Annotated in this window: 13 protein-coding genes; 7 read left to right on the plus strand and 6 right to left on the minus strand. The window is 63.5% G+C overall.

Annotated elements, in window-relative coordinates:
- Nucleotide 1: 1 nt before the first annotated feature.
- Nucleotides 2-14038: a non-ribosomal peptide synthase/polyketide synthase gene (locus K5K89_RS18150; protein WP_222539958.1), complete on the minus strand. Its 14037-nt coding sequence runs from the start codon at nt 14036-14038 to the stop codon at nt 2-4.
- 126 nt (nt 14039-14164) lie between these two features.
- On the opposite strand from K5K89_RS18150, the gene K5K89_RS18155 reads away from it, so the two are divergent.
- Nucleotides 14165-14467 carry a type II toxin-antitoxin system HicB family antitoxin gene (locus tag K5K89_RS18155; protein WP_222539959.1) on the plus strand — a complete coding sequence of 101 codons (303 nt, stop codon included), beginning with the start codon at nt 14165-14167 and terminating at the stop codon, nt 14465-14467.
- Here the strand turns inward: K5K89_RS18155 and K5K89_RS18160 are convergent, their stop codons facing one another.
- The 5 genes from K5K89_RS18160 to K5K89_RS18180 all read right to left on the minus strand — a co-directional run bounded on the left by K5K89_RS18160 (nt 14468) and on the right by K5K89_RS18180 (nt 20249).
- The gene (locus K5K89_RS18160) at nt 14468-15640 is read right to left on the minus strand and encodes an MFS transporter (RefSeq protein ID WP_222539960.1); all 1173 of its coding nucleotides are present in this window, start codon (nt 15638-15640) and stop codon (nt 14468-14470) included.
- 40 nt (nt 15641-15680) lie between these two features.
- Entirely contained in the window at nt 15681-17036 is a 1356-nt protein-coding gene (locus K5K89_RS18165) for an MATE family efflux transporter (RefSeq protein ID WP_222539961.1), read from the minus strand.
- Nucleotides 17037-17061: 25 nt separating this feature from the next.
- Nucleotides 17062-17634, minus strand: coding sequence for a DUF2239 family protein (locus K5K89_RS18170; protein ID WP_222539962.1), 573 nt, complete (start codon nt 17632-17634; stop codon nt 17062-17064).
- A gap of 359 nt (nt 17635-17993) precedes the next feature.
- Nucleotides 17994-19127 (minus strand): hypothetical protein, encoded by a 1134-nt coding sequence (locus K5K89_RS18175; RefSeq protein WP_222539963.1) that lies wholly within the window; start codon nt 19125-19127, stop codon nt 17994-17996.
- 291 nt (nt 19128-19418) lie between these two features.
- Nucleotides 19419-20249, minus strand: a complete 831-nt coding sequence (locus K5K89_RS18180) for an IclR family transcriptional regulator (RefSeq protein ID WP_222539964.1) — start codon at nt 20247-20249, stop codon at nt 19419-19421.
- Between the two features lie 242 nt (nt 20250-20491).
- On the opposite strand from K5K89_RS18180, the gene K5K89_RS18185 reads away from it, so the two are divergent.
- From K5K89_RS18185 to K5K89_RS18210, 6 genes are read left to right on the plus strand one after another with little or no spacing between them, the layout of a single operon-like run.
- Nucleotides 20492-21520: an ABC transporter ATP-binding protein gene (locus K5K89_RS18185; RefSeq protein WP_071491264.1), complete on the plus strand. Its 1029-nt coding sequence runs from the start codon at nt 20492-20494 to the stop codon at nt 21518-21520.
- A complete protein-coding gene (locus K5K89_RS18190; RefSeq protein ID WP_222539965.1) occupies nt 21517-22317 on the plus strand; it encodes an ABC transporter permease in 801 nt (266 codons plus the stop codon). The genes K5K89_RS18185 and K5K89_RS18190 overlap by 4 nt, the downstream gene beginning before the upstream one ends.
- A gap of 49 nt (nt 22318-22366) precedes the next feature.
- Entirely contained in the window at nt 22367-23161 is a 795-nt protein-coding gene (locus K5K89_RS18195; protein ID WP_071491262.1) for an ABC transporter permease, read from the plus strand.
- Nucleotides 23161-23451, plus strand: coding sequence for a (2Fe-2S)-binding protein (locus tag K5K89_RS18200; RefSeq protein WP_093126731.1), 291 nt, complete (start codon nt 23161-23163; stop codon nt 23449-23451). The genes K5K89_RS18195 and K5K89_RS18200 overlap by 1 nt, the downstream gene beginning before the upstream one ends.
- Nucleotides 23448-24791, plus strand: coding sequence for an NAD(P)/FAD-dependent oxidoreductase (locus K5K89_RS18205; RefSeq protein ID WP_222539966.1), 1344 nt, complete (start codon nt 23448-23450; stop codon nt 24789-24791). The genes K5K89_RS18200 and K5K89_RS18205 overlap by 4 nt, the downstream gene beginning before the upstream one ends.
- Nucleotides 24788-25885 carry an NAD(P)/FAD-dependent oxidoreductase gene (locus K5K89_RS18210; protein ID WP_222539967.1) on the plus strand — a complete coding sequence of 366 codons (1098 nt, stop codon included), beginning with the start codon at nt 24788-24790 and terminating at the stop codon, nt 25883-25885. Before K5K89_RS18205 ends, K5K89_RS18210 begins: the two co-directional genes overlap by 4 nt.
- The last annotated feature ends 7 nt before the right edge of the window (nt 25886-25892 follow it).

The raw sequence follows: 25892 nt of genomic DNA on the forward strand, positions 1-25892 counted from the left end.
GTCAAATCGCCTCTAGTTCGCTCAAAAAGTCACGAAGATCATCAAAGTCTTGCGCGCTGCCGGCGCGGAAGGTGGCGGCGGCCTGCACGTAGGCACGCAGCGTTTCGGTCTGGAACACTTCCACCAGCGGCACTTCCAGGCCCAGTTCGGCCTGGACCCGCGAGGTGATCTGGATCGCCAGCAGGGAATGGCCGCCCACTTCAAAGAAGTTGTCGTTCAGACCCACTTGCGGCAGACGCAGGACATCGGCCCAGATCGCGGCGATCTGTTGTTCCAGCTCGGTTTCGGGAGCCACATAGGCCTGTTGCAGCAGGCTCGCATCCGGCTCGGGCAGGCCCTTGCGGTCGAGCTTGCCATTGGGGGTCAGCGGCATTTGCGCCAGGAACATGAAATGCGTCGGCACCATGTAGTCCGGCAGACGGGTTTTCAGGGCGCGGCGCAGGGTGTCGCGCAACTCGGTTTCGTTGATCAGGCTGCCGTCTGCGGGCACTACGTAAGCCACCAACTGCTTGCCGGTCGGGCCTTCCTGGGCGACCACCACGGTTTCACCGACGTTGTCCTGCTCACGCAGACGCGCTTCGATTTCGCCCAGCTCAATGCGGAAACCACGGATTTTCACCTGATGGTCGACACGCCCCAGGTAGTCCACCACACCATCCGGGCGGCCACGGGTCAGGTCACCACTGCGATACACACGGCTGCCGGGCTTGCCGAACGGGTCCGGCACAAAGCGTTCGGCAGTCAGCGCCGGGCGCTCCAGATACCCACGGGCCACGCCCTCCCCGCCCAGATACAGCTCACCGGCCACACCGATGGGTTGCAGGTTGAGTTGCGCATCCAGCACGTAGCCGCTGCGATTACCCAACAGTGTGCCGATGGGGGCGTAGACCGCGCCGCATGGATCGCCCTTGCGGGCTTTCCACAGCAGTGGCGTGACCACGGTTTCGGTCGGGCCGTAGCCGTTGAATAGATAGGTCGGCTTGAGTGCGCGCCAGGCCAGGTCGTAGCTGGCTTGCGCTACTGCATCACCGCCGAAGCAATACACCCGCACCTTCGGCGGGTTGCCGTCACGCTCGGCATGCTCAGCCAACTGTTGCAGGTATACCGGCGGGAACACCGCCATGGTCACGTTGTGACGGTGCATTTGCTGGTAGGTGTATTCCGGCAGCCACAGGCTGTCATCGCGGATCAACACACTGGCGCCGTTGATCAGCGGGTGCATCCAGCCTTCGTGGGAGCCGTCGAAGGCGAACGACATGAAATGCAGTTCGCAATCGGCGGGCGAGGTTTCGTAACGCTCGCCGGTGGCGATGATATGCGCCACCAGCGGACCGTGGGACACCGCCACCCCCTTGGGCATGCCGGTGGAGCCGGAGGTGTAGATCACGTAGGCCAGGTTGTCGCCGTTCAGTTTCACATCAGGCGCCGTGTCGCTGTAACCGGACCATTCCTCGGTGCGATCAATCGCCAGGCTGTCCAGACCCTCGGGAATCGGCAGTTGCTGCAAGGCACTGCTATGAGTCAGCAGCAACCGGGCACGGCTGTCCTGCATCATGTACAGCAGGCGGTCACGCGGGTATTCGATATCCAGCGGCACATACACACCACCAGCCTTCATCACCGCCAGGAACGCCACCATGATTTCGGCACTGCGCGGCATGGCAATCGCCACGCGCACTTCCGGGCCGACGCCACGGGCGATCAGCGCATGGGCCAGGCGGTTGGCCTGGCGGTCCAGTTCGCCGTAGCTCAGGGTCTGTGCGTCGAATTTCACGGCGACTGCATCCGGGTTTTCCCGGGCGCGGTCGGCCACCAACTGGTGAACCAGGCGCTCGGCCGAGAAGCCGGCCTCGGTCTGGTTCCACAGCCGCAGGATGTGTTGTTGCTCATCCTCGCCCAGCAGGTTGAGTTGGCTGATGGGTTGCTGTTGATCGGCGACCATCGCCTGCAACAGGTTCTGCCAGTGGCCGGCCATGCGCTCGATCGTGGCTGGGGCAAACAGATCAGTGGCATAACTCAGGGACGCACGCAGCGTCGCCTGGCTTTCCTCCACATCCAGCGCCAGGTCGAACTGCGCCACACCTTCATCCCAACCCAGCACCTCGACATCCAGTTCGGCGAGGTGTTGCAAGTGATTGGCGGCCGAGGTCACGCGATGGTTGAACAGCACCTGGAACAGCGGGCTCAGGCTCATGCTGCGCTCGGGTTGCAAGGCTTCGACCAGTTGCTCGAACGGCAGGTCCTGATGGGCCTGTGCCTCCAGCGAACGCTGGCGCACTTGCTGCAACAGTTGCACCACGCTCATCTGCCCATGGATATCGGCCTTGAGCACCTGGGTGTTGACGAAGAAGCCGATCAGCCCTTCGGTTTCCAGGCGATTGCGGTTGGCAATCGGCACGCCGACACGCACGTCTTCCTGGCCGCTGTAGCGATGCAGCAGTGCCTGGTAAGACGCCAGCAGCACCATCGGCAAGGTAACCCCGACCCTCTGCGCCAACTGACGCAGACCGGTCAGCAGCTGAGGTTGCAACTCGATGCCCAGGCGCGCGCCACGCTGGCTTTGTACCGCCGGGCGCAAGTAGTCGAAAGGCAGCTCCAGCACCGGCTGTACGCCGCCCAGTTGAGCCTGCCAGTAAGTCAGTTGACGGGCTTTCTCACCGGCTTCCATCCAGTTGCGCTGCCACACGGCGTAATCGGCATACTGGATCGGCAAGGCTGGCAGGTCGGGCATCCGGCCCTGGTTGAAGGTGGCGTACAACTGCACCAGTTTTTCGACCATCAATTGCATCGACCAGCCATCGGAGACGATGTGGTGCTGCACCAGCACCAGTACGTGCTCATCAACAGCCAGGCGCAGCAACCTGGCCCGCAACAGCGGCCCGCGCAACAGGTCGAATGGCTGCGCAACCACTTCTGCGACCCGCGCCTTGAGGCTGTCTTCTTCGGTGTCGAGCAGGCTGATTTCGATCAGGCCCGAGTCTTCAATCACCTGAACTGCGCCGCCAGCGTCCTGGCGCACATGGGTGCGCAGGCTTTCATGGCGTGCCAGCAAGGTGTCGAAACTGCACTGCAGCGCGGCCAGGTCAAGCGGCCCTTTCAAACGTAATACGCTGGGGATGTGATACGCCGTGCTTTGCGGGTCCAGTTGCCAAAGGAACCATTGCCGCTCCTGGGCATAGGACAACGGCAGCGGTTGATTGCGGTCAGCCTTGAGCAACGCGGGCGCAACCACGCCCTCCTCGCCCAGCGCCTGAACGAAATCCTCCAACCGCGGGTGTTCGAACAGGGTCTTGAGCGCCACTTCCAGCGCCAGCACCTGGCGAACCCGCGAGACAACACGGGTGGCCAGCAGCGAATGCCCGCCGAGTTCGAAGAAGTGATCGTCAAGGCCGACCTGCGGCAGCTCCAGCACCTCGGCCCAGATCGCCGCGACCTGCTGTTCACGCAGTGTCACTGGCGCTACATGGCCTTTGCTCAATCGTGCCACGTCCACCGCAGGCAACGCCTTGCGGTCGAGCTTGCCGTTGGGGGTCAGGGGCAGGCTATCGAGGAACACCAGGTGCGCCGGCACCATGTAGTCCGGCAGGCGCTCGCGCAGGGCCGCCCTGTAGACTTCTGGCGTGTCGGGTGCGGAACTGACCAGGTAGGCGATCAAGCGGTCGTTGTCGGCCAGGACCACGGCTTCGCGCACCCCGGCGCACTCGCGCAGGCACGCTTCGATTTCGCCGAGTTCGATGCGGAACCCACGCACCTTGACCTGATGGTCGACGCGGCCGATGTATTCCACCACGCCATCGGCACGGTAGCGGGCCAGGTCGCCGGTGCGGTACAGGCGTTCTCCCGGCGCACCATACGGGTTGGGCACAAAGCGCTCGGCCGTCAGCGCGGGGCGCTCGTGGTAACCGCGAGCCAGGCCGACACCACCGATCAGCAGTTCACCGGCGGCCCCCACCGGGCTGGGCGTCAAACCGGCATTGAGGATGAACAACGTGGTATTGGCGATAGGCCGCCCCACAAATGGCCGTGCTTCGTGCAGGCGATGGGCAGCCGACCAGATGGTGGTTTCGGTGGGGCCATAGAGGTTCCACAGCGGGCCTTGCAGGTCGAGCATGCGCTGCGCCAGGTCGGCCGGCAGCGCTTCGCCGCCGCACAGGCTCTTGATACCGTGCAGCAGCTGGGCGCGTGGGCTTTCCAGCAGCATGCGCCAGGTCGACGGTGTGGCTTGCAGCACGTTGGCCGATTGGCTGTGGACCAGATCGATGATCGCTTCCGGGTCGAGGGCCAGCTCCTGGCCGCTCAGCAGTACCGTGGCACCCACCGTCAGGGGCACGTACAGCTCCAAGGCGAAGATATCGAACGAGAAGGTGGTCAGTGACAACATCCGTGCGCCAATGCCGATGTCCAGGGTATCGGCCATGCCGCAGGTAAAGCTGCACAGCGCCCGGTGTCGTACCATCACACCCTTGGGCTTGCCGGTGGAACCGGAGGTATAGATCACATAGGCCAGGTGTTCCGGCGTGACCTCGACCTGCGGGTTGTGCTCCGCAGCGTCGGCGGCGTCGACCATCAATACCTGCACACCGTGCGGGTGCGCCAGGCGCCCTATCAGGTGTGGCTGGGTCAGCAGGACCCGTGCACGGCTGTCGTCGAGCATGAACGCCAGGCGATCCGCCGGGAATTGCGGGTCGAGGGGCACATAGGCGCCACCGGCCTTGAGGGTAGCCAGCAGGCCGACCACTATATCCAGGGAGCGCTCGACATGCACCGCCACCAATACGTCCGGCCCCACACCTGCCGCAATCAGGCGATGGGCCAGACGGTTGGCGCGGCGGTTGAGTTCGCCGTAGCTCAGGGTTTGGCCATTGAATTGCACCGCGAGGGCTTGCGGCTGTGCCACGGCCTGGGCTTCGAACAATTGGTGCACGCAGCGTTCGCGGGGGTAGTCGACAGCGCTGTCGTTCCACGTTTCGACCATCTGCTGCCATTGCGGCGCGCTGAGCATCGTCAGTTCATCCACAGCCTGGGACGCGTCCTGCACCACCGCGTGCAACAGGTTTTGCCAATGCTCGGCCAGGCGATCCAGGGTAGCGGCGTCGAACAGATCGGTGGCGTAGGTCAGAGAGGCCCACAGGCCTGCGGCAGACTCCTCCGTCTCGAGATTCAAGTCGAACTGGGTGCTGTGCCCTGCCCAATCCAGCGCTTGCAGGTCCAGGCCGGGTAACTGCAGCGGGGTGGCGCGCAGGCGGTCCTGATGATTGAACATCACCTGGAACAGCGGGTTATGGCTGAGGCTACGCTCCGGTTGCAGGGCCTCCACCAGTTGCTCGAACGGCAGGTCCTGATGGGCCTGGGCTTCGAGGGCACGCTGCTTGACCTGGACGAGCAATTGGTCGAACGCCATCTGCCCGTGCACGTCGGCCTGCAGCACCTGGGTGTTGACGAAGAAGCCGACCAGGCGCTCGGTTTCGAGGCGATTGCGGTTGGCAATCGGCACACCGACCCGGATTCGGGATTGCCCACTGTAGCGATGCAGCAAGGCCTGGAACGACGCCAGCAGCAGCACAAACAAGGTTACGTCCTGACGCTGGGCCAGGGCCTTGAGCCCGGCGACCAACGCGCTGTCCAGGTGCACCTGGCGGCGCGCGCCGCGATGGCTTTGCACTGCCGGCCGAGGGTTGTCCAAGGGCAGTTCCAGCACGGCATGCTCGGTGCCCAGGCGCAGGCGCCAGTAGTCGAGTTGACGTTGTTGCTCACCGGCCGCCATCCAGTCCCGTTGCCACTGGGCATAATCGGCGTACTGGATGAGCTGCGCCGGCAGTTGAGCCTGGCCCTGATACAGCGCCACCAATTCATCGACCATTACCTGCATCGACCAACCGTCGGAGATGATGTGGTGCTGGGTGATCACCAGTACGTGGTGCTCGGCCTCGATCTGAAGCAATTTGACGCGCATCAGCGGGCCATTGATCAAGTCGAACGGGCGCTGGATCTCCTGCGCCACGGCAGGCTCGATCGCCGAGACCTCGACCTGTTGGTGTTCGATAGGCAGCGCAAGGCTCGGGTGAATCCGTTGCCAGGTGTGCTCGCCCTCTTCCACAAAGGTGGTGCGCAACGGTTCATGGCGTTGCACCAGGGCCTGGAACGCCTGTTCCAGCGCCGCGACGTCCAGACGGCCACGCAGGTGCAGCGCGCTCGGCACGTGGTAGGCGGCGCTGGACGGGTCCAGTTGCCAGAGGAACCATTGGCGCTCCTGGGCGAACGACAGCGCCAACGGCCGATCACGCGTCAGCACCACCAGAGGCCGTGCAGTGCTGGCCTGCAACCCAGCACAAGCATCGGCGAACGCCTCCAGCGTCGGTTGTTCGAACAGCGCCCGCAACGGCACTTCCAGTTGCAGTGCGTGGCGCACCCGCGAAATGACTTGGGTGGCCAGCAACGAATGACCGCCACGTTCGAAGAAGTGGTCATTGAGCCCCACCTGATCCACTTGCAACACCGCTTGCCAGATGGCGGCCAAGCGCGATTGCAGCGGGGTTTGCGGCGCCCGGTAAGCCTGGCGCGCCTGGTTCAGGTCCGGTGCCGGCAGTGCGCGACGGTCAAGCTTGCCATTGTTGTTCAACGGCAAGGCGTCGAGGACAACCCAGTGCCCCGGCACCATGTAATCCGGCAAGGACTGGCGCAAGGTGGCCGCCAATGCCGGGGAGTCCACGCTTTGCCCGTTGGCGGCGACCACATATGCCACCAATTGCGTGCCCGTCGGGCTCGATTGTGCGATGACAGCCGCTTCACGCAGCTGCGGCAAGGCTTGCAGGCTGGCTTCGATCTCACCCATTTCCACGCGGAACCCGCGGATCTTCACTTGATGATCGATGCGCCCGACATACTCCAGCGCACCCGCCTGGTTATAGCGCGCCAGGTCGCCACTGCGGTAAAGCCGCGCGCCGGGCACGGCGGAAAACGGGTTTGGCAAAAAGCGCTCGGCGGTAAGCGCCGGGCGATCGAAGTAACGCTGGGCCAAACCGTGTTCGGCGCCGATGCACAGCTCGCCCACGCCGTCGGTGGCCAATAATTCGAAACCACTGTCCAGCACATACAAGGAGCGACCGTCGATGGCCCGGCCAATCGGCACACCAAACGCATCGCTGGCATCCACCAATTGGCAGTCATGCACGCTGGACACCACGGTGGCCTCGGTGGGCCCGTAGGTGTTGACCAAACGCACGTCACCCAACCCGGCGGCGTACCAAGCGCGCAGCCCTTCCACCGACATCGCCTCGCCGCCGACATGCACCTGACGCAGGTTGCCCAGGGTGCGCTGGTCGAGGGCGCACTCCTTGGCGAGCAAATACCAGTAGGCGGCGGGCAGATCGGCGAGGGTCACGCCCTGCTCGACGATTTCCCGCGCCAATTGCCCGGCATCCCATAGCTCATCGCCGCGCATGACCAACGCTGCGCCCACACACAGCGGCGGGTAGCATTGCTCGACAAAGCCGTCGAAGCTGAACGTGGCAAATTGCAGCACGCGATCCGTCGCGCTCAACCGGCTATAGGCCTCGGCGCTGTCGCAGAACTGGCCGAGGGCGGCATGGTCGATGGCCACACCCTTGGGCAGCCCGGTGGAGCCCGAGGTGTAGATCACATAGGCCAGATCGGCAGCGGCGGCATGGTTGGTTGGATTGGTCGACGGGTAGCCAGCCAGTTCTTCGCCGGACGCGGTGAAACTCTCGCGCGCCAGCCCTTGGGGCAACGGCAGGTCGGCCAGCAGCCCGGTTTCGCTGAGCAGCAGGTCAAGCCGGCTGTCTGTCAGCATGTAGGCCAGGCGTTCGGCGGGGTAGTTCGGGTCCAGCGGCACATAGGCGGCGCCACTTTTGAGCACCGCCAGCAGGCTGACGATCAACTGCGGGCCACGTCGTGCCGCCAGGCCGACGCGCTGGCCTGCGCCAACGCCCAGTTCCAGCAGGCGATGGGCAAGCCGGTTGGCGCGAGCATTGAGCTGGGCGTAGCTCAGGCGTGCCTCACCCGCCTGCACGGCCATCGCGTCGGGTGTGGCGCTGGCCTGGGCGGCGATACGCTCGTGCACGCGCAGGTGACGCTGGGCCTGGCTGGGCGACTGGCTGAGGGCAAGCATGTCGCGCCGTGCGGCTTGGTCGAGCAGAAGCAGGTTGCCAATGGGCGCCTGGGCATCCGCGAGCATCTGCACCAGCAGGTGGTGCAGGTTGCGGCTTAATTGAGCGACCTGCCGAGCACTGAAGCACGCCTGGTCATAACCAAACTCCAAGCGCAGGCAACTGCCCAGCTCAATGCCCAGGGTCAGTGGATAATGGGTCTGCTCGTGGTTTTGCAGGCGGCCGAACGTCAGGCCGGCAGGCGCGCCCGGCTTCAAGGCCTCGGCCACCGGGAAGTTTTCGAACACCAGCAAGGTATCGAACAGCGCGCTGCCCTGCTGTCCTGCCCATCCCTGAATGTCATAGAGCGGCACATGTTCATGGTCGCGCAGGCTCAGGTTGAGGGCTTGCAGCTCACTCAGCCAGTCGGCCACCGGCTGGGCCGGCGACGCTGCATTGATGATCGGCAGCGTGTTGATGAACAGGCCCAACTGCTGTTCGATCCCCGGCAATGGTGCCGAGCGTCCCGCGACGGTGGCACCAAAGGCCACGCAGTCCTGCCCGGTATATCGTTGCAGCAGCACGCTCCACGCGCCTTGGAGCAAGGTGTTGAGGGTGACTTTGTGGTGGCGGGAAAACTCACCCAGGGCACGCGTGAAGTCGTCGCTCAGCACGACCTGATGGTCAGCCATGCCCTTGCCTTCGAACGGCACACGCAGCGCCTGCGCAAGCAGGGTTGGCGCTTGCAGCGGCGCCAGCGCAGACTTCCAGAACGCCTCGCCCGACGCTTGCTGTTGCAGCCAGCCCAGGTAATCGCGGAACTGCCCCTGCGGCACCGGCACGGTTTGCCCGGCGTAATGGGCGATCACTTCGCCGAGCAACTGGGCGTTACTCCAGCCGTCCATGAGGATGTGGTGGCTGGTGAAGATCAGGTGCCAGGCACCGCCGGCACCGCGCACCAGCATCAGGCGAAACAGCGGCGCAGCATTCAGCGCAAATCCCTTCTCGCGTTCGGCAGCGGCGAATGCATCAAAATCAGCATCGACATCTTCGATCACTTGCAACTGCACATCGACATGACGCTGAATCACTTGATGGGCACTGTCCAGGCCGAGCCAGTGGAAGCTGCTGCGCAGGATGTCATGGCGATCCAGCGCGGCTTGCCAGGCACGACCGAATGCGAGCAAGTCCAGGCCTTCAATGTCCAGGCGCAACTGGTTGATGTAAGCCTCGGCCTCGGGCGCATACAGGGTATGGAACAACATACCCTGCTGCATCGGCGACAACGGATAGAGATCGGCAATCGCCGGCCCGGCGATGGGCAAGGCGTCCAGTTGCTGCTGGGTCAGGCGCGCCAGGGGGAAGTCCGAAGGCGTGACCTGCCCCGCCGGCGTGGCGCAGCAGTGTTCAATCAAGGCCTGGAGTTCAGCGGCATAGTCATCCGCCAGGCGTTGGACGGTCGCCACCTCGAACATCTCACGACTGAACCCCCACCGCAGGGCCAGCTCACCGCCGTACACCTGCCCTTCCACCGTCAGCCAGTTGGCCAGCGGTGCCTCGCAATCCTGAGCCTGCCCACTGCCCTGGGTCGCCGGAACAAACAGCGCTGCCTCGTTGAACTGGCGGTCGAACTGGCCCAGGTAGTTGAAGGTGATGCGCGGTGCCGCCTGGTTCGACAAGGCTTTACGCGCCTCGGGTGCGCCGAGATAGCGCAGCAGGCCATAGCCGATACCTTTATGCGGCACCGCACGCAATTGCTCCTTCACCGACTTGATCGCCGCCGACAGCTCGCCGCCGGCCTGCAGGCGCACCGGGAACAGGCTGGTGAACCAGCCCACGGTGCGGCTCAGGTCGAGCGTGTCGAACAGGTCTTCGCGACCATGGCCTTCCATTTGGATCAGCGCGGCGGGCTGCTCGCTCCAGCGGCTGATGACGCGCGCCAAGGCGGTCAGCAGCAGTTCGTTAACCTGGGTGCGATAGGCCGCCGGGGCGTCTTGCAGCAGTTGGCGGGTGTGTTCGGCGCTGAGGCGGATTTCGAGTGTGGTGCCCAGGCGGTTTTGCAGGCCGCCCAGGGGGTTATCGCAAGGCAGATCGGCGCTCGCGGTTTGGGCCTGCCAGTACGGCAGTTGCTCGTCCAGCGTCTGCGCGTGGGCCTGTAACTGCTGCGCCCACTGCTGGTAGGCGCTGGTCTTGGCCGGCAGCGCGGCGTTGCGATAGGCCTGTTGCAGGTCTTCGAGCAGGATACGCCACGATACGCCGTCCACTGCCAGGTGATGCACCACCAGCAACAGGCGCTGGGTGCCGTCGGCCATCATTGCCAGGACCGCACGCAGCAGCGGGCCCTGTTCAAGATCAAGGCTGCGTTGAGCCTCGTCGCACAGTGCGGCCAACTCAGCCTCGCCGGCGACCTGGGACTGCCATAACGAAGCCGATGCAACCGGCTCGGCGTGGGCCTGGCGCCAACCGTCCGCTTGTTGCACAAAACGCAGGCGCAAGGCGTCGTGATGGTTGATCAAGCGAGTCAAGGCGGCCTCAAGGCGCATGGGCTCCAGCACCTCACGCGGAGTCAGCAGCAACGACTGGTTCCAGTGCTGGCGTGCCGGGATCGCCTGTTCGAAAAAGCTGTGTTGCACCGGTGTGAGGAGCACATCCCCGGTGACCGGCCCCTGGTCGACGAGCGTCGCCTGTTCGAAGGTCGCCACCCGCGCCAGGCTGCGCACGCTCTGGTACTGGAACAGGTCCCGTGGGCTCAGGCGAATGCCCGCCTGGCGCGCACGGCTGACCATCTGGATGGAGATGATCGAATCGCCACCCAGTTCGAAGAAGTTGTCTTCCAGGCCGACATGCTCCACGCCGAGCACATCGCTCCAGATTGCCGCGAGGGCTTTTTGCACCTCGCTTTCCGGGGCGACATAAGCCTGCTGGGGCGCAGCATCCGGCAATGGCAAGGCCTTGCGGTCGAGCTTGCCGTTGGCGGTCACCGGCAGCTTAGCCAGGGGCACCAGATGGGTCGGCACCATGTATTCCGGGAGGCTTTCGAGCAGCCAGGCCTTGAGGTCGACCGGCGTTTCGTCGGCCAGCACCAGGTAGGCCACCAGTTGCTTGCCACCCTGCACCAGCACCACGGCTTCGCGCACCGAGGGGTGTTGCATCAGGCGTGTCTCGATTTCGCCCAGCTCGATACGCAGGCCGCGCAGCTTGACCTGATGATCAAGGCGGCCGAGGTATTCGATCACCCCATCGGCGCGCAGGCGCACGCGGTCGCCGGTGCGATACAGGCGCACACCGTCACCGAACGGGCTCGGCACAAAACGCTCGGCAGTCAGTGCCGGGCGCCGGTGGTAACTGCGCGCCAGGCCGGCGCCGCCCAGGTACAGCTCACCGCTGACGCCCGCAGGCACCGGGTTGAGCTGGGCATCGAGCACGTACGTAGCGAGGTTGGCGATGGGTCGACCGATGGGCACGCTGTCGGCGCCTTCGTCGACGCAGGTCCAGTGGGTCACGTCGATGGCAGCTTCGGTCGGGCCGTAGAGGTTGAACAGGCTGGCCTGTGGCAATTTGGCGAACACTTGCAACTGCGCATCCAGCGGCAAGGCTTCACCGCTGCACACGATGCGTCGCAGGCTGTTGCAGGCGTGCACCCCCGGCTCATGAATAAATGCCTGGAGCATCGATGGCACGAAGTGCAAGGTGGTGATGCAGTGCTGCCCGATGGTCTCGATCAAGCGCGCCGGTTCGCGGTGTTCGCCGGGCGCGGCGACAACCAGGCGCGCGCCGGTCATCAGCGGCCAGAAGAACTCCCACACCGACACGTCGAAACTGAACGGGGTTTTCTGCAGCACCGCATCGCTGGCGTCCAGGCCATAGGCCTGTTGCATCCAGCACAGGCGGTTGACCAGCGCACGATGGCTGTTGCCGGCGCCCTTGGGCTTGCCGGTGGAGCCGGAGGTGTAGATCACATAGGCCAGGTTCAGCGCCTGCAGGTCGACGCTTGGCGACTGGCGGTTGTAACCGTCGAGCCAGCTCGCGGGCTGGTCCAAGGCAATCACCTGGATGCCCTCGGTCGGCAGCAATGGCAACAGGTCGCGCTGGCTGAGCAGCAACTGGATGCCGCTGTCGTCGATCATGTAGGCCAGGCGTTCCCGGGGGTATTCAGGGTCCAGCGGGACATAGGCGCCGCCGGCCTTGAGAATGGCGAGCAAGCCGACCACCATTTCGATGGAGCGCTCGACGCAGATCCCCACCAGCGTGTCAGGGCCGACGCCTTGCTCGCGCAAGGCGTGGGCCAGCTGGTTGGCGCGGGTGTCGAGCTGGGCGTAGGTCAGCGTGGTTGCACCGAACACCAGCGCCGGTGCATCGGGCGTGATGCGGACCTGGTCCTCGATCAGGTGATGAATGCCGCGCTCGGTCGGGTACGCCTCGGCAGTCTGGTTCCATGCGTGGACCAGCACCTGCTGCTCATCCGCGACCAACATCGGCAGTTCGCCGATGCGCTGCTCACCGTCGGCCACCATGGCCTGCAACAGGCTGAGCCAATGCCCGGCCATGCGCTCGATGGTTGGCGCGTCGAACAGGTCGTTGGCGTAGGTCAACGCGGCATGCAGGGTGCCGGATTTTTCATAGGTGTCGAGGGTCAGGTCGAACTGGGTGGTGCGGCCTTGCCACTCCACCAATGCCAGTTCCAGGCCGGAGGCGGTGCTGACACTGGTAATGTCGGCCACCACCGGCTGATGGTTGTACATCACCTGAAACAGCGGCGTGTGGCTCAGGCTGCGCTCGACCTTGAGGGCTTCCACCAGGCGCTCGAAAGGCAACTCCTGATGGGCCTGGGCGCCCAGGGCGTGCTCCTTGATGCTTTGCAGCAACTCGGTGATGCGGGTTTGCCCGGTCAGCTCGGTGCGCAGCACCTGGGTGTTGACGAAGAAACCGATCAACCCTTCGACTTCAGTGCGGTTGCGGTTGGCGATCGGCACGCCGACGCGGATATCGTGCTGCCCGGTGTAGCGATGCAGCAACACGTTGAAAGCACCGAGCAACAGCACGAACAGGGTGACGTTGTGTTTTTGCGCGCAGCTGCGCAGCTGCATGGCGAGCGCAGGCTCAATCGCGAAATTGTGGCGTGTGCCCTGGTAGCTCGGCATCGCCGGACGCGGGCGGTCGGTGGGCAGCTCCAGCACCGGGTGCTCATCGCCCAGGCGCGCTTGCCAGTAATCCAGTTGCCGCGCCTGCTCCCCCGCTTCCAGCCAGCGGCGCTGCCACAGGGCGTAATCGCTGTACTGGATCGGCAAGGCCGGCAGTTGCGGTGTTTCGTTGCGCTCGTGGGCGTCGTAGCAGCGGATGAACTCGTCGATCAGCACATTCATCGACCAGCCATCGGAGACGATGTGGTGCAGGGTCAGCAGCAGCACGTGTTCCTGCGCGTCGAGCTTGAGCAATTGCACGCGCAGCAGCGGACCGTTTTCCAGGTCGAAGGGCAAAAGCGATTGGCGGGTCGCGGCCTCGTTGACGGCCTGTTCGCGCGCGGGGGCGTCCAAGTGGCTAAAGTCGAGTTGCTCGACGGTCAACGGCGTGTCCGCCGGCACTTGCAACAGGCGCTCGTCTGCCTGGCGCTGGAACGCTGTGCGCAGGGTTTCGTGGCGCGCGACCAGGCTGGCGAACGCCTGCTCCAGCGCGCAGAGGCTCAACGCCCCTTTGAGTCGCACTGCACCCGGCAGGTTGTAGGCGCCGCTGGCCGGGTCCAATTGCCAGAGAAACCACATGCGCTGCTGCGCGTAGGACAGTGCCTGACGATCCTGCGCCTCCACCCCTGCCGGAATCGGAAACCGGGAAAAATCCACGCCTTCTTTCTGCAAGGCCTGCAGGAACAATTGGCGCTTTTCCAGGGGCAACCCGATAAACCGGCGAGCAAGTTTCAAGGAGTCTTCAGCATTCATTTCTTGGAGTCCGGAGCAATAGGCAGGAAGCACAAAGGCACGTCGTCCCTATAAAACGAACCGGAGAGGGAAAAATTAGCGGGGGGATGGCAGGCGCGGGGCACGGTGTCATCAGGGGTTACATCAGTGAACAACCAACTGAAACACAAAGGCTACATCGGCTCCATCGAAACCAGCCTCGAAGACAACTGCCTGTTCGGCAAGGTCTTGTTCATCAAGGCGCTAGTGAGCTACGAAGGGAAAACCACCTGCCAGACCCTGGGGCATGCACCAGAGAAACCTTGCAAAGGTTCCTTCAATGTCCGAGCCGGCCATGACCTGCACCTGGCGGCGACCCGTAAAAAGGTGACACTCAATGACCTGACCCGCCAGGCGTTGAACGAGTTTCTGCAGCATCACAGCACAGACGCCTGCCCCGCGATCGGCTGATCATCCCAGGCGCCGATACCCCAACACCGCAGCCCCCAACACCACTACTCCCGCCGCCAGCGCCACCCGGAACCCGCTGGTGGCGCCAAAGTGGTCGATCATCCACCCGGAGCTGGCCGCGCCGATGGCCACGCCGATGCTGAGGCCGGTGATCAGCCAGGTCATGCCCTCGGTCAATCGACTGGCGGGCACGACCTGTTCCACCAGGGCCATGGACACAATGAGGGTGGGGGCAAAGAACAGCCCGGAGACAAAGACCGCCACCGCCAGCCCCGCAATGTTGGTCACCAGCAGTAAAGGCAAGGTGGTCAACGCCGTGGCGATGCCGCACAACAGAAACTGCCGGGGCAGCGGCGCCTTCAGCTTGAGGGTGCCGAACGCCAGTCCCGCCAGGCACGAACCGATGGCGTAGACCGACAGTACGATGCTCGCAGCAGCCGGCTGGCCCTGATGCTGGGCAAAGGCGACGCTGACCACATCCACCACGCCGACGATCACGCCCATGGCCAACAGCAGGATCATCAGGATCAGCACCGAAGGCGACGCGACCAGCCAGCGGCCGTGATGGCCTTGATGCGCGTGCACCGGTGGCTCGGTCTCGCGCTGCAACACAAAGGTGGTGACGCCCACCGCCAGCAACAACGCGGCCACCAGAGGCCCGGCTTCCGGGAACAGCACCACGCACAAACCTACCGAGATCGGCGGGCCGATGATGAAGCACACCTCATCCAGCACCGACTCCAGGGCAAACGCAGTCTGCAGCTTGGGTTGGCCCCGGTACAACTCGGTCCAGCGCGCCCGTACCATGGCCGACATGTTGGGCATGCAACCGGCCAGGGCGGCGAACAGGAACAACGTCCAGTTCGGTGCCTGCAAGCGAGTGCACAGCAGCAACATCAGCAACGCCCCGCCACCGATCAACGCGGCAATCGGCAACACCCGCCCTTGGCTGTAGCGATCCACCAGCCTGGATACCTGCGGCGCGCAAAACGCCGTGGCCAGGGCAAATACCGCTGCCACCGAGCCCGCCAGTCCGTAACCGCCGTGCACCTGCGAGAGCATGGTGATCAAGCCGATCCCCGTCATCGACACCGGCATGCGCGCCAGCATCCCCGCCAGTACAAAAGCCCGGGCGCCAGGGACCTGGAACAATTCGGCGTAAGGGTTTGCCATGGCTCAGAAACCTTCTGTCCTTAAGGTGCGCAACCTTTTATCACACCAACCGCTTGATCTGCTTGTGTCGCCACACCAGCCGATAATACGCAGTCTGCAACGCCAGCATGGCCAGGTAGGTCAACGGAAACGCCATCCACACCCCTTCCAGGCCGAAGTGGGCGTTGAGCAGGTACGCCATCGGCAGTTCCACGCAGAGCACGCAGAAGATCGAGATCGCCACCGGCATCAACACCACGCCGCTTGCGCGCATGATCCCGCCGATCACGGCCTGGAAGCCGAATACCAAAATGCTCCACAACATGATGTGCAACAGGTGTTCGGCTTTGACCCGTGCCGCGTCATCGGTGATGAACAGGCCGAGCAGCCAGTGGGACAGGACATAACCCAGCACAATCAGGCCACCGGTCAGGCAGGTGTTGATCAGCAGGCCGGTGCGCAGGATCGGGCCGATGCGCTCCAGACGCCCGGCGCCAATCGCCTGGGCCCCGAGGATCGATGCGGTGATGGCAATCGACAGCGCCGGGAACTGCACGTAGTTGACGATCTGCGTCACCGCGCCATAGGCCGCCGTGGCCTGGGAACCGTGACCGTTGACCAGGGCGAGGATGACCAGCTCCGACAGCGACAACACCACCATCTGCAAGCCCGTGGGCAAGCCGATGCGCAGGACCTTGCCGAGAATGATCCGATCCAGGCGCAGGGCCGCCAACAACTCACGGTCCGGCGCCATCACATGGTTCTTGTGGCGCAGCCGCATTATCAGAAACAGCATCGCTGCCGCGTTACCCACCAACCCGGCGTACACCGCGCTCTGGATACCCAAGGGCGGCAGGCCGATCCAGCCACGGATCAGCGCCGGTGTCAGCACCAGGCCGACCAGGGTCGAAACCATCAGCGCGAGCAACGGCGAGATCGTGTCGCTGACACCACGCAGCAATTGGGTGTAGAGGATAAAGACCAGCAGCAGCGGCATGATCAACATCATCATCTGTGCATAACCCACGGCGTCGTCGAGCACATCGACCGGCGTGCCGAGTGCCTGCAAGGCCGGGCGCGCAAACAGGCTGCCGAGCACCGCAGCGATCACCCCAACCAACGCCCCCAGAGTCAGTGTGGCGCCGGTGATCACCTTGACCAGCGCGGTTTCCTGCGCGCCCCAGGCCTGGCCGATCAGTACCGAGGCGCCCGCCCCCAGGCCGATCACCAGGGCGATAAAAAAGAACACGATGGGAAACATCCCAGACACCGCCGCCAGCGCCTGGGTGCCGAGCATCTGCCCGACATAGATACCGTTGAGGGTGCCGGAAAAGCTTTGCAGGAAGTTGGACAGCACCATCGGTGCCAGAAAGATCAGGTAGATCTGCCACAGCGGCCGTTGCTGGGTGACTTCCATGAGGGTTCGGATCCAGGAGTTGTTGTTAAACAGGGAAGGCGTCGCGTGACAGCCAGGCCAGGTAGGCCTGCACGTCTACCGGCCAGTGCGCGATCTTGCGGGAAAAATCCGCTGCATCAAAGGCAAATAACGCGCGCGAGGCGTCTTCGAAGCCGGGCAGGTCACCGCCGATGGCACTCATGAACCGATAGCCGGCTTCCTTGGCCTGGCGTATTCGATCACGGGAAGCGTGGGCAGCGCGCGCTTCATCCACCAGCCGCCGCAACGCCGCCGAAGCCCCACCGCGCTGCTGGCCCAGCCATTCCCAATGACGCGGCAATAACGTGACTTCCCGTGCGACCACCCCCAGCTTCGGGCGCCCGACCGAGGGGGGAGCGGGAGGCTCGTCAGTCATGTCGACCTGGGCAGGTGGTTCGGGCGCATAGCCCGCAGGCCAGGGAAAATCGACCTGGTTGCCGGTGGCATCGTCGAAGACCAGGAAGCTGCCCGTGGGCTGGTCAAGCTCGGCGAGCGTCGTGGCGACGTCGGCATAGGAACCTGCCGCCACACGTTGGTGGCGAACAAAGGCGGTGCAAGCAGGAAGGGGGTGCGTAGGCATGGTTATTACCCGGGTGATATGTGTTTTACCCGGATCATATTAGCCAAAGTTTTACCAGATGCAAGGTTATTGTCGTATGGGTCAGAGCTTGTCGCGCTTCATCTGCAGGATCAGGTGAAACGGCATGCTGGATAGACCGTTTCCGACACCGTAATCAGCCCGCCATCTTCATCACGATACTGGCGGATGATATTGATAGCGACGGTGCTGAATCCCCTGCTGGGTTATGACCGTGTGGCGCAGGTTACCCGAAAGGCGGCGGTGCAGTTGGGACTGATCACCGCCGAAGAGTATGAGCGACAGGTACGGCCGGAAAGAATGATCAGCCCCGACTGGTCACGGAATGTGGCGGCCCACAATCAACCACGCGACGATTGCGCTTGTTTTTCTCTTATTACGTGGTCGACGTTGACCCAGTTAAACCTTTCATCTTCTGCGCCCCTACCGCCTTTGCCATCAGTGCCAATATCGACCTCCTTCATCAGGCCTGGGCGCCGGAGAAGTTCAGCTGCGAGCCGAGACCGATCTGTCGGCGGGGACTCTGCAGCGGCACTTTTTAAACTATCGAAGCTGATGTAGTTATCCGCACTCCAGTACTGTTTGAACTTTTCGTCAAGGGCCTGAAGCAGTTCAACATCGCTCATTTTTTGATAGCTTGGCGCTGCATTCTGCGTGGCTACCCTTTCAATAGTGTCGCGCCCGATAATCCCGTCAGACGTGTCAGCATCATGATCGGAATCCAGTTTTCTATTGAGCCCCGGCCGACTGATGATTTCCTTGGCCAACAGGGCCATTCGGTCATCCACAGGGTTACCAGTCAAAGGACGATTTGCAACTTCACGAAGCGATTGCTGAGTGATCTTGCCATCCTGGTTTGGCTTGAAGTAATCAAAATTATTACCCAACTCCGTCGTTAAATCTGAGTCTTTGGCATGTTTGAAATTATTTGCGACCTCAGCATTCTGCGGGCTCACGCCGCTCTCTGCCGGATAATAATTGCGTGCCCCATTGGCGCCATATCCATTTTCAAAACGACTGCGCTGCATGCCACCGTAATACCCCTCTTGCTGGCTCTGCATATTGCCGTAATAATTCCCCGGCGCTCCTTGCATACCACCATAATTCCCTCCTGGCCCACCTCGCGTGCCACCGTTATACGCATCCGGTCCACCCAGCATGTACGCTCCCTCCTGGTCTTCGTATTCAAAGACCACCGCCTGCGCATCACCCAGGCTGATCAGACCATCTTCATGGCCGCCATGGTTGATACCATCGAGTGACTCAACCATTCCTGGACGGCTAAGAACGTCCCTTGCCAGCTGTGTCATTTGATCGTGATACGGATCACCGGTCGGTAGACGATTGGCAGCATGCTCAAGCGTTGCCCTCGTGACAAAACCAGATTCTCCCTGGAAATAAGGGAAGGCGTCGACAAAGGCCCGTGCAACTGTGGAAGGGGGAGGCAGCTGAGAGGTCCCCAGTAAGTTACTCATTGCGGGCTGATTACCAAACCTGGCGCCACCGTCCAACGGATTAGAGTAAGGGTAGTGAGTTTGTATGAACGGACCGAAAAGAGTAGATGTCATTGCAATACCTCAGATAGTTGATGCAAATAAGCCGACCAACGCGCCAGTTAGCATTAAGTCAACATCCATCTGTGGCAACGTGTAAAAGGACAGTTCCATTAAACATGAACAAAAAAACTTACCTGCTGGATAACTAATTCGCACCCCTGTATATGTGCAGTACTACGGCCAGGTCGGTAGTGTTGGCCGCCATCTGAACTACCTACCAAAGGTTTGTGAGGGCCTGCGTAACGTCGGATCAAACGGATTGATCCGCGGCCCGATCGCCGCCGCTTCGCGCTTGAGCAACTCCACCACCATCGGCAACCGGCTCGGCCCCAGGCGATCGCTGATAGTGGCCACACTGAGCGCCGCCACCGCGTGCCCCTCCCGATCGAGGATGGGCACGGCCAACCCGGCCATGCCTTCCAGCACCCCGGTATTGCGCGCCGCATACCCCAGGTTGCGCACGTTCTCCACTTCCGAGCGCAACAGCACTTCGTCATACAGGTGGAAGTCCTTGAGCCGTGGCAGGTTGTAGCGGATCACGGTTTCGCGCTCTTCCTCCGGCAGAAAGGCCAGGATCGCCAGACTGCCCTGCCCCACCCCCAATGCCACGCGCCCGCCGATATCGCCGGTGAAGGTGCGGATCGGGTACGGGCCTTCGCTGCGGTCCAGACAGATCGCATCGAAACCGCTGCGCGCCAGCAGGAACAGCGAGTCGCCCAATGACGCACTCAGGCGCAGCATGCTCGGGCGCACCAGGTCGCGCAGGTTGCCGGTCTTGCCCGCGTTCGCCGCCAGGGCAAAAAACTCCAGGCTCAGGCGATAGCGCTTGCTGCGTGCGTCCTGTTCGACCATGCCTTCGTCCATCAGGCTACGCAGCAGGCGGTGGGTAGTGGGCTGCGAGAGGCCGACCTGTTGCGCAAGTTGGGTGACGCGTTCGCCGCCCTCCGGCACGTCACCCAAGGTGCGCAGCAGCGCGAACAGCCGGGATACCGCACCGGCACCGACCTCTTTGTTGTTTTCATTTCGATCAGTGGAATCCATGACTTTCAATCTCTTTGCAAATTCCGGTGAATGAATAAATAAGAAAATAATAGTCCGTTCAGTGAAATTCCATCTTCCGCCCATCCTAGTCTTCGCCCTAATCTGCGTCCACAGGGGCGAAATGAACAACAACCGGCAGCCGACTCAAGATCGAGCGCCAACGCACCGGCAACACCTCATTCGCATCTGCCCAAAACAAAAAAGCGCGTTTCGACGCGACTCAAAAAAGGTGGAACGCAGACATGGCATTTCTCCAACTCAACGCCTTGAGCAAACGCTACGGCGCCGTCGACGCGGTGGTCGCCACCGACCTTGCGGTGGAAAAAGGCGAGTTCGTTTCCCTGCTCGGCCCTTCGGGCTGCGGCAAGACCACCACCCTGCAAATGATCGCCGGCTTCGTCGACGTGAGCGGCGGGCAGATCCTGCTCGACGGCCGCGACATCACCCACGCCAAGCCCGCCAGCCGTGGCCTGGGCGTGGTGTTTCAGAGCTATGCGCTGTTCCCCCACATGAGCGTGCGCGACAACGTCGCCTTCGGCCTGAAAATGCGCAAAGTGCCGGCCGCCGAGATCGCCAGCAAGGTCAAGACCGTACTCGAACTGGTGCGCCTGGCCCCCCACGCCGACCGCTACCCGCGGGAACTGTCCGGCGGCCAGCGCCAGCGCGTGGCCCTGGCCCGTGCGTTGGTAATCGAGCCGCCGGTGTTGCTGCTCGACGAGCCGCTGTCCAACCTCGACGCCAACCTGCGCGAAGAGATGCAGTTCGAGATCCGCCGCATCCAGTGCGCCGTCGGCATCACCACCTTGATGGTCACCCATGACCAGGCCGAAGCGCTGTCCATCAGCGACCGCGTGGTGGTGATGCAGGCCGGGCGCGTGACCCAGATCGACGCGCCGTACACGCTCTACGAACACCCGCGCACGCGCTTTATCTCGGACTTTGTCGGCAAGGCCAACCTGCTGGCCGGCGATTACGATCAGTTGGGCACTGCGCAAGTGCGACATGAAAGCGGCGACGGCGAGCTGGTCCTGAGCCTGCGCCCGGAAAAAATCACCCTGGTGGACGCGGGGGCCGGTCGCCTGCAAGGCAAGGTGCTCGACCGCTATTTCTTCGGCAGCCAATGGCTGTACCGCGTGCACACCGACCTCGGCGAAATCACCGTGGTGCGCAGCAACGACGGTAGCGCGCCGCTGGATTGTGGCGCAGCGGTGGGCCTGGACTGGCATTCGGACCTGCTGCGCGTGCTGGCAGCCGATGAGGTGCACGCATGAGTCGTGGTTACCTGCTGTCGCTGCCGGCGCTGGTGCTGTTTGCCGGGCTGCTGGTTTTGCCGCTGGGCCTGACCCTGGTCCTGTCGTTCAACGTGTTCGATTACCAGGTGGGCGTGAAGGCCGATGAATGGACCTTGGCCCATTACCTGTCACTGCTCAGCGACTCGTACTTCTACGAGATCTTCTGGCGCACCTTCTGGATCAGCGCGCTGGTGACCCTGCTGTGCGTGGTGATCGGTGTGCCCGAGGCCTACATCCTCAGCCGCATGGGTACGCCGTGGCGCTCGATCTTCCTGATCCTGATCCTCACGCCATTGCTGATTTCGGTGGTGGTGCGCGCCTTCGGCTGGAGCCTGCTATTGGGCGCCGATGGTTTGGTGAATCAACTGATCCAACTGCTCGGCGGGCGCCCGGTGAAGCTGCTGTACACGCCCTTCGCGGTGATTATCGCGCTGGTGCACGTGATGTTGCCGTTCATGATCATTCCGGTGTGGACGTCCCTGCAGAAACTCGACCCGTCGGCTGAGCAGGCCGCATTGTCGCTGGGGGCCAGCCAGGCCACAGTGATGCGCAAGATCGTGCTGCCGCAGGTCATGCCCGGCGTGCTGTCCGGCACGCTGATCGTGTTCGGCCTGGCCGCCAGCTCCTTTGCGATCCCCGGCCTGCTTGGCGGGCGCCGCCTGAAAATGGTCGCCACCGTGGTGTACGACCAATATCTCTCGGAACTCAACTGGCCCATGGGCGCGACCATCGCGGTGGTGCTGCTGTTGGTCAATCTGCTGATCATGCTGAGCTAGAACCGCATGGTCGAAGGCCGCTATAAAAAGTCCCTGGGGGTTTGAGCGCATGTCCAGAAACGGTCCTTTGGCCCTCGGTTTCCACGGCTTGGTGGTGCTGTTCATGATGGCGCCGCTGGTGGTGGTGTGCCTGGTGGCGTTCACCCCGGAAAACACGTTGAGCCTGCCCACCTCGGGCTTCTCCCTGCGCTGGTTTCGTGCGGTGTTCGAGCGTGCGGATTTTATCCAGGCGTTCTATAACAGCCTGGTGCTGGCCTTCACTGCGGCAAGCCTGGCCACGTTGATTGCGGTGCCGGCAGCGTTGGCGATCAGCCGGTATTCGTTTCCCGGGCGTAATTTTTTCAGTGCGTTGTTTTTGTCGCCGATCATCATCCCGCACCTGGTGCTGGGGGTGGCGATGCTGCGGTTGTTCGCGCTGATGGGGGTCAACGGCAGCTTTACCTGGCTGATGCTGGCCCACGTGGTGATCGTCACGCCGTATGTGCTGCGCCTGGTGCTGGCGGCCGCCATCGGTATTGATCGCAGTGCCGAACAGGCGGCCGAATCCCTCGGCGCCAGCCGCTTTACGCTGTTTCGCCAGATCACCCTGCCGATGATTCTGCCTGGTGTCGCTGGCGGCTGGTTGCTGGCGTTCATCAACAGTTTCGATGAGGTGACGTTGTCGATCTTCGTCAGCTCGCCAGCCACGCAAACCCTGCCGGTGCGCATGTACGTGTACGCCACCGAGTCCATCGACCCGATGATGGCGGCGGTGTCGGCGCTGGTGATTGCGCTGACGGCGGCCACCATGATTCTGCTGGACCGGGTCTACGGCCTGGACCGCGTGCTGGTGGGGAAACATTGATGGCCCTGTTCAAACGCTTGGCCGAGACCGCGCGCCCTGCCCTGTCCTTCACCCTGGACGGCCAACCCGCCAGCGGCTTGCTCGGCGATACCTTGCTCACCGCCATGCTGACCTGCGCCGAGCACCTGCGCGGCAGTGACTTCAGCGCCGAGCGCCGCGCCGGTTTCTGCCTGATGGGCGCCTGCCAGGATTGCTGGGTGCGCCTTGAAGACGGTCGCCGCGTGCGCGCCTGCTCGACGCTGCTGGAAGAAGGCCAGGCGATCAGCCGCGACCCGGGGCGCCAGCCATGAAGCCGGTGGTGATTGTGGGCGCAGGCCCGGCCGGGATCAGCGCGGCGCGCACCCTGCTCGACCATGGCGTCACACCGTGCCTGGTCGATGAAAACCTGCACGGCGGCGGGCAGATCTATCGGCGACAACCCTTGGGCTTTCAGCGCAGTGCCAGGCAGATCTATGGCTTTGAAGCGAGCAAGGCGCAAGCCGCGCACCGCACGATGGATGAGCTGGCGCCGCTGATCGACTATCGACCGCAAACCCTGGTGTGGAATGCCGAGGACGGTCGCCTGGACCTGCTCGACAACGGCCGTGCCGAGAGCGTCGACTACGCCAGGATCATTGTCGCGACCGGCGCCACCGACCGTATCCTGCCGGTGCCGGGCTGGACCCTGCCCGGCGTGTACAGCCTGGGCGCGGCGCAGATCGCCTTGAAATACCAGGGCTGCGCCATCGGTGAGCGCGTGGCGTTCTGCGGCAGCGGGCCGTTGCTGTATCTGGTCGCCTACCAATACGCCAAGGCCGGAGCCAAGGTGGTGGCGGTACTTGACAGCGCGCCGTTCAGTGCGCAGTGCCGTGCGTTGCCGGCGCTGCTTGGGCAGCCACTGACCCTGGCCAAGGGCATGTATTACCGCGCCTGGCTGACGGCCCATGGGATTCCCGTGCATCAGGGTGCCACGCTGCAGAAAATCGACGGAGAACAGCGAGTCAGCGGTATTCGCTGGGATGACCATGTTTTGGCGTGCGATGCCGTCGCTTTCGCTCATGCCCTGCGCAGTGAAACCCAACTGGCGGACTTGCTCGGCTGTGAGTTCGCCTGGAACACCTTGAACCGTGCCTGGTTGCCGCAACGGGACAACGCCGGGCGCAGCAGCGTCAACGGTGTGTACCTGGCCGGCGACGGCGCAGGGATCATGGGCGCGGACGCCGCGAAGATGACCGGTGAGCGTGCGGCACTGGCGGTGCTGGAAGATTCGGGCGTGGCGATTGATCAGCGCCGCCCCGCCGTATTGGAGCAGCAACTGGCGGGCATCCAGCGTTTTCGTCATGGGCTGGAAACCGCGTTCCCCTTCCCCGAGCAGTGGGCGGCCCAAGCGCCGGACGCATTGATGGTGTGCCGCTGCGAAGAAGTCAGCGCCGGCGAGATACGCGCGGTGGTGGATGAAGGCCACTGGGAGCTCAACCGGGTCAAGGCTCACTGTCGCGTTGGCATGGGTCGTTGCCAGGGCCGGATGTGTGGGCTGGCGGCGGCGGAAATCGTCGCCGAGCGCAGCGGTCGCGGGATTGAACAGGTGGGCCGCCTGCGCGGCCAGGCACCGATCAAGCCGCTGCCGTTTGGCGTGGAGGTGCAGCCATGATCGATGTGATCGTCCTCGGCGGCGGCATCGTCGGCGCCTCGGCAGCCTTGATGCTCGCGCAGAAAGGCCAGCGCGTGGCCCTGGTGGAGCGGGATTTCTGCGGTTCCCATTCCAGTGGCGTCAACTATGGCGGCGTGCGACGCCAGGGTCGGCCCCTGCACCAACTGCCCTTGTCACAGCGCGCCCATCAACTGTGGGCCGACTTGCCGGGGTTGATCGGCATCGACGGCGAATACGTGCGCTCCGGGCATTTGAAGCTGGCGCGCAGTCATGCCGACTTCGCCGCGTTGCAGGCGTATGCCGAGCAGACCCGTGGCTTTGGCCTGGGCCTGCAGTTGCTGGACTACGCCGAGTTGCGCGCACGCTTCCCCTGGGTCGGCGATATTGCCGTGGGCGCCTCGCTGTGTCCGGAAGACGGGCATGCCAATCCGCGTCTGGTATCTCCTGCCTTCGCCCGTGCCGCGCAGCGTTGTGGCGCCGCCGTGTACGAGCAGGCCGAGGTGATGCGCATCGAGCATGACAGCCGCCGGTTCCAGGTGCATTGCGCCAACGGCCTGCACCTGCAGGCAGCGTGGCTGCTCAACTGCGCCGGCGCCTGGGCCGGAAGCGTCGCCGCGCAGTTTGGCGAAGCGGTGCCGATCACCTGCGCGCACCCGGCGATGCTGGTCACCGAGCCGTTGCCGGTGGTGATGAACGTGAGTACCGGCGTTGAAGGCGGCGGGATTTATGCGCGCCAGGTCGCCCGGGGCAACTGCATCCTGGGCGGCGGTCGCGGCTTTGCCCTGGGCCCGTTGACCGCGCGCCCAGGGCAGGCGGCGGTGCTGGAGATCCTGCGCAATGCCGGCGAACTCTACCCCTTTCTCAAAGGCGCCCAGGCCATCCGCACCTGGAGCGGCACCGAAGGTTACCTCCCCGATCACGAACCGGTGATCGGCCCCAGCAGTACCCAACCGGGCTTGCTCCACGGTTTCGGCTTTGCCGGCGCCGGGTTCCAGCTTGGTCCCGCGGTCGGTGAAGCCCTGGCAGAGATCGTCTGCGCCGGGGCCAGCCGCCACCCCATCGAAGCGTTTTCCATCCGTCGTTTCCAAGCCTGAGAGGAAA

Source organism: Pseudomonas sp. DR208 (assembly GCF_019823005.1).
GTDB classification, from domain to species: domain Bacteria; phylum Pseudomonadota; class Gammaproteobacteria; order Pseudomonadales; family Pseudomonadaceae; genus Aquipseudomonas; species Aquipseudomonas extremorientalis.